The sequence below is a fragment of the Roseovarius sp. PS-C2 genome, assembly GCF_018862045.1.
Taxonomy (GTDB): Bacteria; Pseudomonadota; Alphaproteobacteria; order Rhodobacterales; family Rhodobacteraceae; genus Roseovarius.
The window spans coordinates 143,735-158,318 of the sequence record NZ_JAHKSQ010000003.1; the positions used below are offsets into that span (position 1 = coordinate 143,735).

Annotated in this window: 12 protein-coding genes; 6 read left to right on the top strand and 6 right to left on the bottom strand. The window is 62.7% G+C overall.

Annotated elements, in window-relative coordinates; all coding sequences use genetic code 11:
* Nucleotides 1–47 precede the first annotated feature (47 nt).
* The 4 genes from ispG to KPG71_RS06725 all read left to right on the top strand — a co-directional run bounded on the left by ispG (nt 48) and on the right by KPG71_RS06725 (nt 4,682).
* Nucleotides 48–1,178, top strand: a complete 1,131-nt coding sequence (gene ispG / locus KPG71_RS06710; protein ID WP_216337342.1) for a flavodoxin-dependent (E)-4-hydroxy-3-methylbut-2-enyl-diphosphate synthase — start codon at nt 48–50, stop codon at nt 1,176–1,178.
* 72 nt (nt 1,179–1,250) lie between these two features.
* Entirely contained in the window at nt 1,251–1,997 is a 747-nt protein-coding gene (locus KPG71_RS06715; protein WP_216337343.1) for an RNA methyltransferase, read from the top strand.
* 61 nt (nt 1,998–2,058) lie between these two features.
* Nucleotides 2,059–3,198 (top strand): heme A synthase, encoded by a 1,140-nt coding sequence (ctaA, locus tag KPG71_RS06720; protein WP_216337344.1) that lies wholly within the window; start codon nt 2,059–2,061, stop codon nt 3,196–3,198.
* Nucleotides 3,199–3,203: 5 nt separating this feature from the next.
* Nucleotides 3,204–4,682 (top strand): carboxypeptidase M32, encoded by a 1,479-nt coding sequence (locus KPG71_RS06725; protein WP_216337345.1) that lies wholly within the window; start codon nt 3,204–3,206, stop codon nt 4,680–4,682.
* Nucleotides 4,683–4,698: 16 nt separating this feature from the next.
* Here KPG71_RS06725 and KPG71_RS06730 read toward each other — a convergent pair whose 3' ends face one another.
* The 3 genes from KPG71_RS06730 to KPG71_RS06740 form a co-directional block, all read right to left on the bottom strand.
* Nucleotides 4,699–6,582 (bottom strand): nucleoside-diphosphate sugar epimerase/dehydratase, encoded by a 1,884-nt coding sequence (locus KPG71_RS06730; protein ID WP_216337346.1) that lies wholly within the window; start codon nt 6,580–6,582, stop codon nt 4,699–4,701.
* A gap of 222 nt (nt 6,583–6,804) precedes the next feature.
* The gene (locus KPG71_RS06735) at nt 6,805–7,437 is read right to left on the bottom strand and encodes a sugar transferase (RefSeq protein ID WP_216337347.1); all 633 of its coding nucleotides are present in this window, start codon (nt 7,435–7,437) and stop codon (nt 6,805–6,807) included.
* Nucleotides 7,434–8,285, bottom strand: coding sequence for an NAD(P)-dependent oxidoreductase (locus KPG71_RS06740; RefSeq protein WP_216337348.1), 852 nt, complete (start codon nt 8,283–8,285; stop codon nt 7,434–7,436). The genes KPG71_RS06735 and KPG71_RS06740 overlap by 4 nt, the downstream gene beginning before the upstream one ends.
* A 191-nt stretch (nt 8,286–8,476) precedes the next feature.
* On the opposite strand from KPG71_RS06740, the gene KPG71_RS06745 reads away from it, so the two are divergent.
* A complete protein-coding gene (locus KPG71_RS06745; protein WP_367397315.1) occupies nt 8,477–9,493 on the top strand; it encodes a polysaccharide biosynthesis/export family protein in 1,017 nt (338 codons plus the stop codon).
* A gap of 91 nt (nt 9,494–9,584) precedes the next feature.
* Here the strand turns inward: KPG71_RS06745 and gyrA are convergent, their stop codons facing one another.
* Nucleotides 9,585–12,338, bottom strand: coding sequence for a DNA gyrase subunit A (gene gyrA, locus KPG71_RS06750; RefSeq protein ID WP_216337350.1), 2,754 nt, complete (start codon nt 12,336–12,338; stop codon nt 9,585–9,587).
* A gap of 203 nt (nt 12,339–12,541) precedes the next feature.
* Here gyrA and KPG71_RS06755 point away from each other — a divergent pair, with 203 nt between their 5' ends.
* Nucleotides 12,542–12,811, top strand: a complete 270-nt coding sequence (locus tag KPG71_RS06755; protein ID WP_216337351.1) for an usg protein — start codon at nt 12,542–12,544, stop codon at nt 12,809–12,811.
* Between the two features lie 48 nt (nt 12,812–12,859).
* Here the strand turns inward: KPG71_RS06755 and KPG71_RS06760 are convergent, their stop codons facing one another.
* Nucleotides 12,860–13,420 (bottom strand): YSC84-related protein, encoded by a 561-nt coding sequence (locus KPG71_RS06760; protein ID WP_216337352.1) that lies wholly within the window; start codon nt 13,418–13,420, stop codon nt 12,860–12,862.
* Between the two features lie 133 nt (nt 13,421–13,553).
* On the bottom strand, nt 13,554–14,552 hold the full coding sequence (gene hemB, locus KPG71_RS06765) for a porphobilinogen synthase (RefSeq protein WP_216337353.1): 999 nt from the start codon (nt 14,550–14,552) through the stop codon (nt 13,554–13,556).
* Nucleotides 14,553–14,584: the final 32 nt, after the last annotated feature.

A 14,584-nucleotide genomic window follows, 5' to 3' on the forward strand; every position in this document is an offset into this window, starting at 1 on the left:
TTTCGGCCAGACGAGACCCAATCCTTTTTTTCCCCTGGGGGTAAGCGATGTCGCTGAATCCTATTCGCCCGTGGCGCAACATCGAGCGCCGCCAAAGCCGCCAGATCATGGTTGGCGACGTGCCGGTGGGGGGCGATGCCCCGATCACCGTGCAGACCATGACCAACACCGTGACAACGGATATACCGGGCACCATCGCACAGGTGCAGGCCGCTGCCGAAGCGGGGGCGGATATCGTGCGCGTGTCGGTTCCGGACGAAGATTCGGCGCGGGCGTTGAAAGAGATCGTGCGCGAAAGTCCGGTGCCCATCGTGGCCGATATCCATTTCCATTACCGCCGCGGCATCGAGGCCGCCGAGGCCGGGGCCGCCTGCCTGCGGATCAATCCGGGCAATATCGGCAGCCAGGAACGCGTGCGCGAGGTGATCTCGGCGGCGCGCGATCATGGCTGTTCGATGCGGATCGGCGTGAATGCGGGCAGTCTGGAAAAGCACCTGCTGGATAAATATGGCGAGCCGACCCCGGATGCCATGGTGGAAAGCGGGCTGGATCATATCAAGGTCCTGCAGGACAATGATTTTCACGAGTTCAAGATCAGTTGCAAGGCGTCGGACGTGTTCATGGCGACCGCCGCCTATCAGATGCTGGCCGAGCAGACCGATGCGCCCATTCATCTGGGGATCACCGAGGCGGGCGGGCTGACCAGCGGCACGATCAAGTCGGCCATCGGTCTGGGCAACCTGCTGTGGATGGGGATCGGCGATACGATCCGCGTCAGCCTGAGCGCCGATCCGGTGGAAGAGGTCAAGGTGGGGTATGAAATCCTCAAATCCCTTGGGCTGCGGCACCGGGGGGTGAACATCATTTCCTGCCCGTCCTGCGCGCGGCAGGGATTCGACGTGATCAGGACGGTCGAAACGCTGGAGCAGCGGCTGGAGCATATCAAGACACCGATGAGCCTGAGCATCATCGGCTGCGTGGTGAACGGCCCCGGCGAGGCGTTGATGACCGATGTCGGCTTTACTGGCGGCGGAGCGGGCAGCGGCATGGTCTATCTGGCGGGCAAGGCCAGCCACAAGATGACGAATGACGAGATGATCGAACACATCGTCGAACAGGTGGAACGGCGGGCCGCCGAGATCGAGGCGGAAGAGGCCGCGCGCCCGGCTGCCGAGTAAAACCGCGACCGGGGGTTTTCAGCACCGCATGGCTGGCCTAAGAGGCGGGCAGCTTCATCTTCGAGGATGCCCATGCCCACCGAGACCCCGCAGCCCGCTTTCGTTCTGGTTCGCCCGCAGATGGGCGAAAACATCGGCGCCGCCGCGCGTGCGATGTGGAATTTCGGGCTGGACCGGATGCGGCTGGTGGCCCCGCGCGATGGCTGGCCCAACCCCAAAGCCGTCGCTATGGCCAGCGGGGCGGGGCGTTTGCTGGACGAGGCGCAGATGGTCGAAACGCTGCCCGATGCGGTGGCCGATTGTCATTTTGTCATGGCCACCACCGCGCGCGCGCGGGGCTTGACCAAGCCGGTGCTCAGCCCCGAGCGCGCGATGCAGATCGCCGCCGAGCGGATCGCGCAGGGCCAGAAGGTTGCCGTGCTGTTCGGGCCTGAACGCGCCGGGCTTGAAAACGACGACGTGGCGCGCGCCAATGCCATCATCAACGTGCCGGTCAATCCCGAATTCGCCAGCCTGAACCTTGCGCAATGCGTGTTGCTGACCGCCTATGAGTGGCGGCGTGCGCAGAGCAATATCGTGGACGAGCGCGTGGACATGGCCCGTGCCGACTGGGCCGAGCAGATCGAGATCGAGAAACTGGCCGATCATTATGACGAGCGGCTGACGCAGGCGGGGTTCTTTTTTCCCGACCACAAGGCGGAAGGGATGCGCACCAACCTGCGCAACATGTGGAGCCGCATGGCCCTGACGCGGGCCGATGTGCAGATGCTGCATGGTGTGCTGCGGCAGATGGTCCGCTGGAAAGAGCGCGGCGACTGAGCGCGCTTGAAGGGGGGCGGGGCGCGCACTACTCTGCGGGCGATCAGGCGAGGGAAACGGAATGACGAGCAAGCGCAGCATTTTCGAGGATGTCTCCGAGGGCGAACCCCGGCGCGAGGTCCCAAAGGGCGGGATGATCGACGCGGGCCGGCGCGGTGCGCGCGGTGCGATACGCATCTGGCTGATGGTGATGTTCGCGCTGGTGGTGGTGATGATCGCCGTGGGCGGGTTGACCCGTTTGACCGACAGCGGCCTGTCGATCACCGAATGGAAGCCGCTGAGCGGTGCCTTGCCGCCGATGAACGCCGCCGACTGGCAATCTGAATTCGACAAGTATCGCCAGATTCCCGAATACCAGTTGCAGAACAAGGGCATGAGCCTGTCCGAGTTCAAGGCGATCTATTGGTGGGAATGGGGCCACCGGCAGTTGGGCCGGGTGATCGGCCTTGTCTGGGCCTTTGGCTTTTTCGGGTTTCTGGCCGCGCGCCGGGTTCCCGTTGGCTGGACCGGGCGTCTGATATTGCTGGGCGTGCTTGGCGGGGCGCAGGGCGCGATTGGCTGGTGGATGGTCAGTTCGGGGCTGGATGGCGAGATGCTGGACGTGGCCAGTTACCGGCTGGCGGTGCATCTGGGGCTGGCCTTTGTCATCCTGGGATTCATCGCGTGGTATGTGATGATGCTGCGCCGTGAAGAGCGCGAATTGATGCAGGCCCGGCGCAGCAAGGAGGCGCGGCTGTTCGGCCTGTCGACCGGCTGGCTGCATTTCGCGTTCCTGCAAATCCTGATCGGGGCGCTTGTCGCCGGGATCGACGCCGGGCGCAGCTATACCGACTGGCCGTGGATGGCCGGGGGCTTTTTGCCGCCGGATTTCTGGATGTCCGATCTGGGCTGGCGGAATTTCTTTGAAAACCCCGGTCTGGTGCAGTTCATGCACCGCATGGTGGGTTATGCGCTGCTGGCCTTCGGGATCATGGCGTGGCTGAAGGGGCGGCGCAGCGCCCATGTGGCGACGCGTGCGGCGTTCACGGCTGCGTTCATCGCGCTGTGTGCGCAGGTGGCGCTTGGGGTGGCGACGGTTCTCTATGTGGCCGCCTGGCAGGTGGCGATCGTGCATCAGGTTCTGGCCGTCATCCTGTGGGTGCTGATCCTTCGGGCGCGGTTCCTGAGCCTGTACCCGGTGGCACAATCGGTGCGGGGATAGGAGACATGAGCGCCTATGAGGAGTTGATGGGCTGGGCCCGCGAAACGCAGGCGCTGGCGCAGGTGGCGGGCCGTCTTGGCTGGGATCAGGAAACGGTGATGCCGCGCGGCGCGGCGGCGCAGCGGGCCGAGGAAATGGGTGCGATGGAGGCCGTGTTGCATGCGCGCCGGACCGATCCGCGTGTTGGGGATTGGCTGAATGCGGCGGAAGCGCCGGATGCGGCGGGCAAGGCGCAGCTTCGCCTGATCCGGCGCCAGTATGAGCGCGCGGTCAAGGTGCCCGGCGATCTGGCCGCTGCGCTGGCGCGGATGACCAGCCGGGCGCAGGGCGTGTGGGCCGAAGCGCGGGCGGCGGGCGACATGGCGGGGTTTGCGCCGGTGCTGGCCGAAATCGTGGCGCTGAAACGCGAAGAGGCCGCCGCGCTGGCCGGGGGCAGCGACACAAGCCTTTATGATGCGTTGCTGGACGATTACGAGCCGGGCGCGAGCGCGGCGCAGTTGCAGGCCATGTTCGACGAGATGCGTCCCCGCCTGGTGGCGCTGCGGGCGCAGGCGTTGAACGGGGCCGATACGCCAGAGGTAAGTGGTACGTTCGATGAGGCTGCGCAAATGGCGCTGTCGCGCGAGTTGGCTGAACGGTTCGGCTACGACCTGACGCGCGGGCGGATCGACAAGGCGGTGCATCCGTTCAGTTCCGGCTCGGGCGAGGATGTGCGTATCACCACCCGGACCGTGCCGGACGACCCGTTCAATTGCCTCTATTCGACGATCCATGAGGTCGGGCATGCCTGTTACGAGCAGGGGATCGACCGCGCCTATCACCTGACCCCGGTGGGGCAAGGCGTGTCGATGGGCGTGCACGAAAGCCAGAGCCGCATCTATGAAAACCAGTTGGGCCGCAGCCGCGCCTTTTGCGAATTCCTCTATGGCCGGATGCGCGATACCTTCGGTGAAATCGGTGTGGATGGGCCCGAGGCGTTCTATAGGGCGGTCAACCGGCTGCATCGCGGTTATATCCGCACCGAGGCGGACGAGGTGCAGTATAACCTGCATGTCATGCTGCGTTTCGATCTGGAGCGTGCGCTGATCGCGGGCGATCTGGCGGTGCCCGATCTGGAGGCGGCCTGGAATGACCGGTTCGAGGCCGATTTCGGCTATCCGGTGACGGGTGCGGCCAACGGGGTGTTGCAGGATGTGCACTGGTCGGTCGGGCTGTTCGGGTATTTTCCAACCTATGCGCTTGGCAATGTCTATGCGGGCTGTCTGTACGCCGCTTTGCGCCGGGAGGTGCCCGACCTGGAGACGCATCTGGCCAATGGCGACCCGACCCCGGCGATTGAGTGGTTGCACCAGGCTGTGCAGAGGCATGGCGGGCTCTATCCGCCGCAAGATCTGATCGCGCGGGCCTGTGGCGGAGAAATGCCGGGCGCAGAGCCGTTGATGGCATATCTGGAAGACAAGTTCGGCGCGCTTTATCCCGGCTGAGGAGCGCCGGGGCGATCTACTCGGCCACCACCATCTGAATGGCGGGCTTCTGCGGGGCGGTTTCGATCCACTGTGTCAGCGTATCGTTCAGCAGGGCCAGATTGCGGGTCTCGATCGCCTTGCGCAGGTCGGACAGGGCCTTGGCCATTTCGAGTTCCGACAGGTGGCTTTCCTGCGCGCGCAGAATCTTGGGGTGCGGGGTGGTCAGCATGTCCGAGCCGATCAACAATTCTTCGTGCAGTTTCTCGCCGGGGCGCAACCCAGTGACCTTGATTTCAATGTCGCCACCGGGGTTTTGGGCAGTGCGCACGGTCAGCCCGGCCTGCTCGATCATGCGGTGGGCGATGTCGCGCACGAGAACGGGTTTGCCCATATCGAGCACGAACACATCGCCGCCATAGGTGAACGAGCCCGCCAGCAGGACCAGCCGCACGGCTTCGGGGATGGTCATGAAATAGCGCGTCACGTCGGTATGGGTCAGGGTGACCGGGCCGCCATTGGCGATCTGTTCCCGGAACAGCGGCAGGACCGAGCCGGAAGACCCCAGAACATTACCGAATCGCACCATCGAAAACCGCGTCGTCGTGGAGCGCGTGGCCAGATCCTGCACCAGAAGCTCTGCGAATCTCTTGGACGCGCCCATCATGGACTTGGGACGCACCGCCTTGTCGGTGGAGACCAGAATGAACCGATCGACGTTTGCTTCGCGTGCGGCATCGGCCACGGTCTTGGTGCCAAGGACGTTGTTGCGCATCCCCGCAAGTGCGTTTTCCTCGACCATCGGGAGATGTTTGTAAGCTGCGGCGTGCAGAACGATGTTGATGTCATGGTTGTCCATGACCTCTTTCATCAGGGCCGCATCACAGACAGAGCCGAGGATCGTCACGATTTCGACATCGGAATTGAAGGCGCGCAACTGGCGGTCGATCTCGAAGAGCGCCAATTCGTTGTGATCGAGCAGAATCAACCTACGAGGTGTGCAGGAAATCAACTGCCGGCTCAGTTCGGACCCGATGGAGCCACCTGCACCCGTCACCAGGATGCTTGCGCCGCGATAACTGAGGCTGACACCGGGCAGTTCCTGTTCCAGGCGATTCCGGCCGAGAATGTTATCGAGGTCCAGCGGGCGGGTGTCGAGCGGACGCCGTGCCGTTTTGTCCACCAGATCGCAAAAGGAGGGCAGGATATGCACCTCGCATCCGGTATCCGCCAGACGCCGGCGGATATCGACCTGAACCGTTTCGCTGGCGCTCGGCATGGCGAGCACGATTCTGTCGATGCGGTGCTGAGCGACCAGGGCCGGAACGTCATTGGCCGGATAGACCCGCAGCCCCGCGATGGCGAGCCCTTGCAGGCGTCGGTCGTCATCGACAAAGGCGACAGCCTGCAAGGCGTCATCGGTACTGAGCGCGGAGGCCAGTTGCTGCCCGGTCTGGCCGGCACCGTAGATCAGAATGCGCCGCCGCTGCGTATTGTCGCGATAGAGCTTGAGAACCAGTTGCCGCAACAGAAGGCGGCTGGCGACACTGAGAATGAGGAACAGCATTCCTGCCACGGCAAAGACATGGGGCGGCAGGTCGTTTTGCAAGACGAGCGAAGCGACGATACCGAACGCGCCCACCAGCGCGGCCACCAGTGCGGTATCGTGAAACCCCTGAATCTCATAAGCGTTCAACTTGATCCGGTGCAGGCCAAGGGCCAGAATCGCGACGCCGCCGCCAGCCATGAGAAAGCCGGCTTCGGCCAGGACGAGCGGATCGGCGATCTGCGCCGGGGCGTCGGGGCCGAACAGGACGAGGATCGCAAGAAGGAAGGCCACGCCGATAAGGCAGATGTCCAGCCCCAGCAGCAAGGCGTTCTTTCGGGGGCGATCAAGGCGCGTGAGAAGCTGGTATAGCACTCTTCATTCTCCCGAGGCTCGGAACTTTTCCGTGGGGAAAAGACAACGCGGCCCAACTCGTAAAAGGATCAACATTGAAACGTTTAGAAAACGTGAACGGTGATTTACTTATAGATTTTTACGGTTATGGAGTGCAACCCAAGGTGGTATTCGGTGGCGAAAAATAGCCAGAAATTCCGGCTATCCGGGTCGCAGCGGGATTCTAAGCGCGTGGCGCTGTGCCTAATCGGAATCAGAGTGTTTGCCAACACTTTGAAAGACCCTGGCGGCGGTTTCGATCATCAGTGCGGCGTCAAAGCAAAGGGTTCGATTCGCGGCCCATATCATGTCGAGGCGAGCCTTGGCGGGAACGCACCGCCGGGAGTACATCGCATCGGTTTCCGCGGTAGTACGGCAAGCGGATAGCAGACGTTCTTCGGTGCGGTGATAGCGCAAGGTGGCCAGCCCCGTTACACCGGGACGGCTGCGCAGAACCCGGACATAAATATCGGGGTGCTTTTCGACATACGCGCACAACGGGGGACGGGGGCCGACAAAGCTGAGATCGCCGCGCAGGATGTTGAGGAGTTGCGGCAGCTCGTCTAGGCGGGTGCGGCGCAGGATATGGCCGGTTGGCGTGATGCGTGTGGTTTTGTCTCCGCCAGAGACACCCCTGTCGTTCCGTGTTGTCGTCATCGTGCGGAACTTCAGCAGGGTGAAAGGCTCTGAGGGGGTTTTCATTCTTTCGGACAGGTAAAGGACCGGCCTGCCGTCGCGAACCAGAATGACGAGCGCGATGGCCAAGATCACCGGCAGCAGGATCACCCCGAGCAACAGGGCCAGAACGATATCCGTCGCGCGTTTACCGGCTGTCATGGTGTCGCCCCTTCCGGCGTTTTCCAGTCGGCGATCATCCTGTCCGCATCGGCATCAATAGGGACACGGGGCAGCAAAGCGGCCAGTTGCGAGGTGTCGATGGTAACATTCTGCACCGCATGGTCCGGCGCCGGGCTCCATGCGATCCTGCGTCCCGCGGAACGCACCAGGTCTGCCATATTCACCGGACTGCGGGCCGCGACGTTCAGGACATACGGCAACGTGTGCAGGGGCAGGGCGGCCAGTCCGGTCAGGACCTGCGCCAGCATACCGGGGGCGATATAGCTGCGCCGTGGACTATGACCGTCAGGGAACTTGTCCAGTTCTATCGGCTTCGTCCCGTTCAATCCGGGCGCGAGGCTGTCCGCGCCGACGACATTGGCCAGACGCAGGCAGCAATGCGTGATCCCGTCAATCGCAGGCAAGGCGGCGATGCGCTCTTCCATCCTGAGTTTCGCATGTCCGTACTCCGTGACTGGATTGGGCGTACTCGCTTCGGTCAGGCCGGTGCCGGGGCCGTACACGCCCGCCGAGGACAGGTGCAGCACACGCATTGCGCCAAGGTCTTTTGCCAGATCATGTGCCGCGACGGCGAGTGCGGAATTGAGAGCGAGCGCTTCGGACGCACCAGCGGTGACACCCCAAAGGGCGATCAGAGTGTCGCATCGGGGTAGCGTTCGGGTCACGTGCCCCGGAGACCATCGGGAATCGGCGCCGGCGTTGCGCGACACGAAATGCGCGCGCGGCAGGCCGGGATGGTTCTGCCAGACCTGTCGCAACAGAACGCCCAGGCGGCCCGAGGCGCCGGTCAACAGAAGCGGACAATGTGGCCGTTTCGATTTGCACATGGCGACTCACTCAACCTGAACGAGATAAAATTCCGTTTGTCTAATATCCTGTAATCGGTTTAGTGAACATGCTGCAATTCAACCCGGGGGTTAATGTGCAATTATTCGGTCGAGCCGTTTTGAGTGTTACTGTCGCGTTGAGCGTGGCGGGATGCAGTTTGCCGCGCGGGGCAGCCATTCAATCGGAAGTCGTGAGTGAAAGCAGGGTGAAAGAGCCCAGTTTTCAGGTGGTCAAGGTGACCCGCAATGACGTACCGGTGTTGTCCCGATGGCCGGTGACCGGCTGGACCGGGCATTATCACTGGTTCAGCGATCGCCGGGGGCCCGATTCGTCCGTGATTCAGACCGGCGACACGTTGCAGATCGTTGTCTGGGACAATCAGGAAAACTCTCTTCTGGCGGGCGACGGCACCAAACTGACCGAAATGCCGCCGATGACGGTATCGTCCTCGGGCAAGATTTTCATGCCCTATGTCGGCGATGTTTCGGTTCGCGGACTGACGCAGGATGCGGCGCGTGACCGTTTGCAGGAACGGTTGGAAGCGATCGCATCGTCGGCACAGGTGCAGCTTGCGGTTGTCGAGGGGCGCAACAACTCGGTCGATGTGGTCGGCGGCGTAGGGGCCCCCGGACGTGTCGGCCTTGAATCGCGGAATACGGGTATTTTGAGCGTGATCGCGCAAAGCGGCGGCATCAAGGACGAATTGCGCAACCCCTTGGTACGCCTGCAACGCGGCGGCAAGACCTATGACATTCTTGCGCGCGATTTGCTGGCCGATGCGGACAGCAATGTCAGGGTGCGTGGCGGTGATCAGATCACCATCGTCGAGGACGAACGCAGTTTCAACGTGCTGGGCGCGGCCGGACGCCAGCAATTGCTTTACTTCGAAAAGGAAACCATGAGCGTGATGGAGGCCTTGTCGGCCATGGGGGGATTGGAGGCCAATCGCGCCAATCCCGAGGGCGTGCTGATCCTGCGGGATTACAAGGCCGGGGATCTGACCCCGGGCATGGACGGACCCGACATGCAGCAAGTTGTTTTCACCCTCGATCTGACCAGTGCCGACGGTTTGTTCGCGGCGCGTCAGTTCGATATCCATCCGGGCGATACGATCCTGGCGACGGAATCGCCGGTCAACGCCGTGCGGACGATTCTCGGATTGTTGGGCAATGTGGTCGGGTTCGGCAATACGGTCAGCAACATCTGACACAGGACTCAGGCCGGACAGTAAAACGCCCCGCGGAAAAACCTGCGGGGCGTTTTTGTGCCGATATTCCGGTGTGGACTATGGGTGGGCGTCAGCCTTCGGTCGTGTCGCCGGTTTCGATCGGCTCCAGATCGGTTTCGTCGTCCTCGCCCTGATCGGCGATCCATGCGACGCTGACGACCTCTTCGCCCTTGCGGGTGTCGAACACCTTGACCCCGCCCGCGCTGCGGGAGCGGAAGGAAATGCCGTCGATCGGCACGCGGATCGACTGTCCGCGCGATGTGGCCAGCATGATCTGATCTTCCAGAGAAACCGGGAAAGAGGCCACCAGCGTCCCGCCACGCATCGCCTTGTCCATGGCCTGCACGCCCATGCCGCCACGTCCGCGCACGGGATAATCGTGGCTGGAGCTGAGCTTGCCGGAGCCATTGGCGGTGATGGTCAGGATCAGGTTTTCAGCCGCCTGCATCTCCTCGAACCGTTCGGCGGGCAAATCGCCTGCGGGCGCATCCGCGTCTTCCCCGTCATCGGGGGCACCGGCCAGGGCGCGGCGCATTTTCAGATAGGCGGCGCGTTCGTCTGCCGTGGCTTCGAAATGGCCAATGACCGACATCGACACGACCCGGTCGTCGCCTTGCAGGCGGATGCCGCGCACGCCGGTGGATTTGCGGCCCTTGAATACGCGCACCTCGGTCGTGGGGAAACGGATCGCGCGGCCCGAGTCGGTGACCAGCATCACGTCGTCATCCTCGGTGCAGATGCGCGCATTGACCATCTCGACCCCTTCGGGCAGGTCCATCGCGATCTTGCCGTTGCGTTTCACGTTGGTGAAATCCGACAGCGCGTTGCGGCGCACATCGCCCGCCGTGGTGGCAAAGACGATCTGCAGGTCGTCCCATTCCTTTTCGGGGCGGTCCACCGGCATGATCGCGGCGATCGACACGCCCTGCGGGATGGGCAGGATGTTGACGATGGCCTTGCCCTTGGAAGTGCGCCCGCCAAGCGGCAGGCGCCATGTCTTGAGCTTGTAGACCATCCCGTCGGTGGTGAAGAACAGAAGCTGCGTATGCGTGTTGGCCACGAAGAGGGTGGTGACAACATCCTCTTCTTTGGTGGCCATGCCCGACAGCCCCTTGCCGCCGCGTTTCTGCGCGCGGAAATCGGCCAGCGCGGTGCGCTTGATATAACCGCCCTGGGTGACCGTCACGACCATGTCTTCGCGTTCGATCAGGTCTTCGTCGTCCATGTCGCCCGACCAGTCGACGATCTCGGTGCGGCGAGGCACGGCGAACTGGTCTTTCACCTCGCGCAACTCATCGGCGATGATGCCCATGATGCGTTCGCGGCTGGCGAGAATGGCAAGGTATTCCTTGATCTTGGCCGCCAGTTCCTGCAACTCGTCGGTGACTTCCTTGACGCCCAACTGGGTCAGGCGTTGGAGGCGCAACTCAAGGATGGCACGGGCCTGCGTTTCGGACAGGTTGTAGGTGCCGTCGTCATTGGCCTTGTGCGTGGGATCGTCGATCAGCGCGATATATTCGAGGATATCGCCCGCAGGCCAGCGGCGCGTCATCAGCTTTTCGCGCGCTTCGGCGGCATCGGCCGAGGCGCGGATGGTGGCGACGACTTCATCGACATTGCTGACGGCCACGGCCAGACCGCACAGGATATGGCTGCGGTCGCGCGCCTTGCGCAACTCGAACGCGGTGCGCCGGGCGACAACCTCTTCTCGGAAGGTGATGAAGGAAGTCAGGAACTTGCGCAGAGTCAGTTGCTCGGGGCGGCCGCCGTTCAGGGCCAGCATGTTGCAGCCGAAATGCGTTTGCATCGGGGTGAAGCGGAAAAGCTGGTTCAGCACCACCTCGGCGGTGGCGTCGCGCTTGAGTTCGACAACCACGCGCACGCCGTGGCGGTCGGATTCGTCCTGAACGTGGCTGATCCCGTCAACGCGTTTCTCGCGCACGGTTTCCGCGATCTTCTCGATCATCGCGGCCTTGTTCACCTGATAGGGGATTTCGTCGATGACGATGGCGTAGCGATCCTTGCGGATTTCCTCGACACGGGTTTTCGCACGGATCACCACGCTGCCGCGCCCTTCGAGATAGGCTTTGCGCGCGCCGGAGCGGCCCAGCATGATGCCGCCGGTGGGAAAATCGGGGCCGGGCACGTAGTCGATCAGCTCTTCGGAGCTGAGATCGGGGTTGTCGATCAGGGCCAGCGTGGCATCGCAGACCTCGCCCAGATTGTGCGGCGGGATGTTGGTGGCCATGCCCACGGCGATACCGCCGGCCCCGTTGACCAGCATGTTGGGAAAACGCGCGGGCAGGACCGTGGGTTCGAGATCCTTGCCGTCGTAATTGTCCTGAAAATTGACGGTGTCTTTTTCGATATCGGCCAGCAGCGCCTGTGCCGGTTTGTCCATGCGCACCTCGGTATAGCGCATGGCGGCGGGGTTATCGCCGTCCATCGAGCCGAAGTTGCCCTGACCGTCGAGCAAGGGCAGGGACATCGAGAAATCCTGCGCCATCCGCACGAGGGCATCGTAAATCGCGCTGTCGCCGTGGGGGTGATATTTACCCATGACATCCCCGACGGGACGCGCGGATTTGCGATAGGGCTTGTCATGCGTGTTGCCGGTTTCGTGCATCGCATAGAGGATGCGCCGATGCACCGGTTTCAGCCCGTCGCGCAGATCCGGGATCGCCCGGCTGACGATCACCGACATGGCGTAATCCAGATAGGACGTTTTCATCTCGTCCGAGATCGAGATCGTCGGTCCGTCGTACTGAGGGCGCTCTGGCGGCGTTTCGTCTTCGTTTTCAGGGGGTTGCGGCGTGTCGTTCACGTTGGTGCCCGTCCTGTGTCTGGGGGTCTATATATTGTTGTGGAGACTATATCAGAGGGCGGATATTGGGTGCAATGGCTGTCATCCCCGCCATTTGGCAGCCTTCTGCGCTGCCTGCTAACACACTGTTTTTATTGAAAAGTAATTTCCTTGTGGCATGATTTGAGAACAACGAGAAAAAGCAGGCAACAGGAGCGCAAACAATGGAGATGTCCGAAACCGAAATGCTGCTGAAAGGCTATGGGCTGACCACGGCGGAATTTTTCTATCACATGCCCGATTACGCGCATGTGCTGAACACGTTCATCTGGCAGGATTACGACATCGCGCCGGATCATCCCCGGCTGTTCGAGTTCGTGGAGTTCTGGCAGGAGGAAATCGACGGTCCGCTTCATTCGGTGCGGTTCAATCACCGCAAACTGATCGCCCCCGGAGAGTGGCGCAATGTGGTCGGAGAGTTCACGCTGCATTGACGGGCAGCGCAGAAGCGGCGAGGGGGCAAGGCCCCCTCAAGCCAAGGATCAGGGAATGATCCGGTTGTATTTCATGCCTTCCAGCGACACGCCCGCCATGGCGCCGGCCTGTCCGAAGATCACGGCGACGACCGGTGCGGTGCTGGTCGTGGTGTCGGCGCGCAGGTTTTCACCCTTGTCGTTGAACACGTATTCGATATCCGCGCCCGCAACCCAGCCCGAGGACCGGCGGAAGCGGCTGAGCGCGTCCTGGGTCATGAAAAACAGGACATGCGCGAATTGCTGTGCGCCGATCTGGAGCCCGACACTGCCCTTGGTGGCGGAATAATAATCGACCGTGCTGTTATTGATCTGCAAGGCCCCGCGGCCATAGCCCCCGCCGAACATGAACCCGGCCTCGGTCACCAGCGGCATGACCAGCATACCGGTGGATTTCGCGGCCAGATCGCGGGTATTGGGGTAGGTCGAGTAGAGATAATTCAATGTGGTATCGACGCGCGCGTCGATTTTCTGTGCGTTGTTGGTGCCCACGCCGTTGCCGCAGGCGGCCAGAAGAGGGGTGCCCGCCAGCACACCAAGCGTGAATCCGCGTCGCGAAATATTGCTCATGATATTGCCTGTTCATTTCCTGACATTGGGGCCGGCCTTTTATCATGCCGGTCGCGCATCAGTATACGGGCGGATTTCCGCCGTGTCACCCGTCTTTGCGCGGGTGCGCAAGGGCTTGCCAACGTGGAAACCTTCAGCCGTTCAGCACACGGGCCGCCAGCGGAGCGAAATAGGTCAGCACCCCGTCGCAGCCGGCGCGCTTGAAGCCCATCAGGCTTTCCATCATGGCGCGGTCGCCGTCGATCCAGCCATTTTGCGCGGCGGCCTGGATCATCGCGTATTCGCCCGAGACCTGGTAGGCAAAGGTCGGCACGGCGAATTCGTCTTTGACCCGGCGGCAGATATCCAGATAGGGCATGCCGGGCTTGACCATCACCATGTCGGCACCTTCCGACAGGTCGCGCGCCACGCAGCGCATCGCCTCGTCGCTGTTGGCCGGGTTCATCTGGTAGGTCGCCTTGTCGCCCTTGAGCGCGCCCGATGCGCCCACGGCATCGCGGAAGGGGCCGTAAAAGGCGCTGGCGTATTTCGCCGCATAGCTGAGCAGCATCACGTTGCGGTGGCCCGCGGTTTCCAAGGCCGTGCGGATCGCGCCGATGCGCCCGTCCATCATGTCCGACGGCCCGATGATGTCCACGCCCGCCTCGGCCTGGCTGAGGGCCTGTTTGACCAGTGCCTCGACCGTTTCGTCGTTGATGATCTCATCGTCCACGACAAAGCCGTCATGCCCGGTATCCGAATACGGATCGAGTGCCACGTCCGTCATCACCGCAAGGCCTGGCGCGGCGGCCTTGATGGCGCGCGTGGCGCGGTTGGACAGGTTGTCGGGGTTCCACGCCTCGGCGCAGTCCGACGTGCGGTTGGCGCTGCCGGTATAGGGAAACAGGCAGATGGCCGGAATGCCGAGCGCCTGTGCCTCTTTTGCGGCCTCCACCACCTTGTCGACGCTGCGCCGGACGACGCCGGACATCGAGGGGACGGGTTCTTCTATGCCTTCGCCGTCGCGCACGAAGACCGGCCAGATCAGATCGGCCGGGGTCAGCGCATTCTCGGCCACGAGGGCGCGTATGGCGGGGGTGCGGCGCGGGCGGCGCAGGCGGGTGGCGGGAAAGGCGGCTTGGGTGGTTTTCATGGCGGGCCTTCAAAATCGTTCCGCCATGTCAG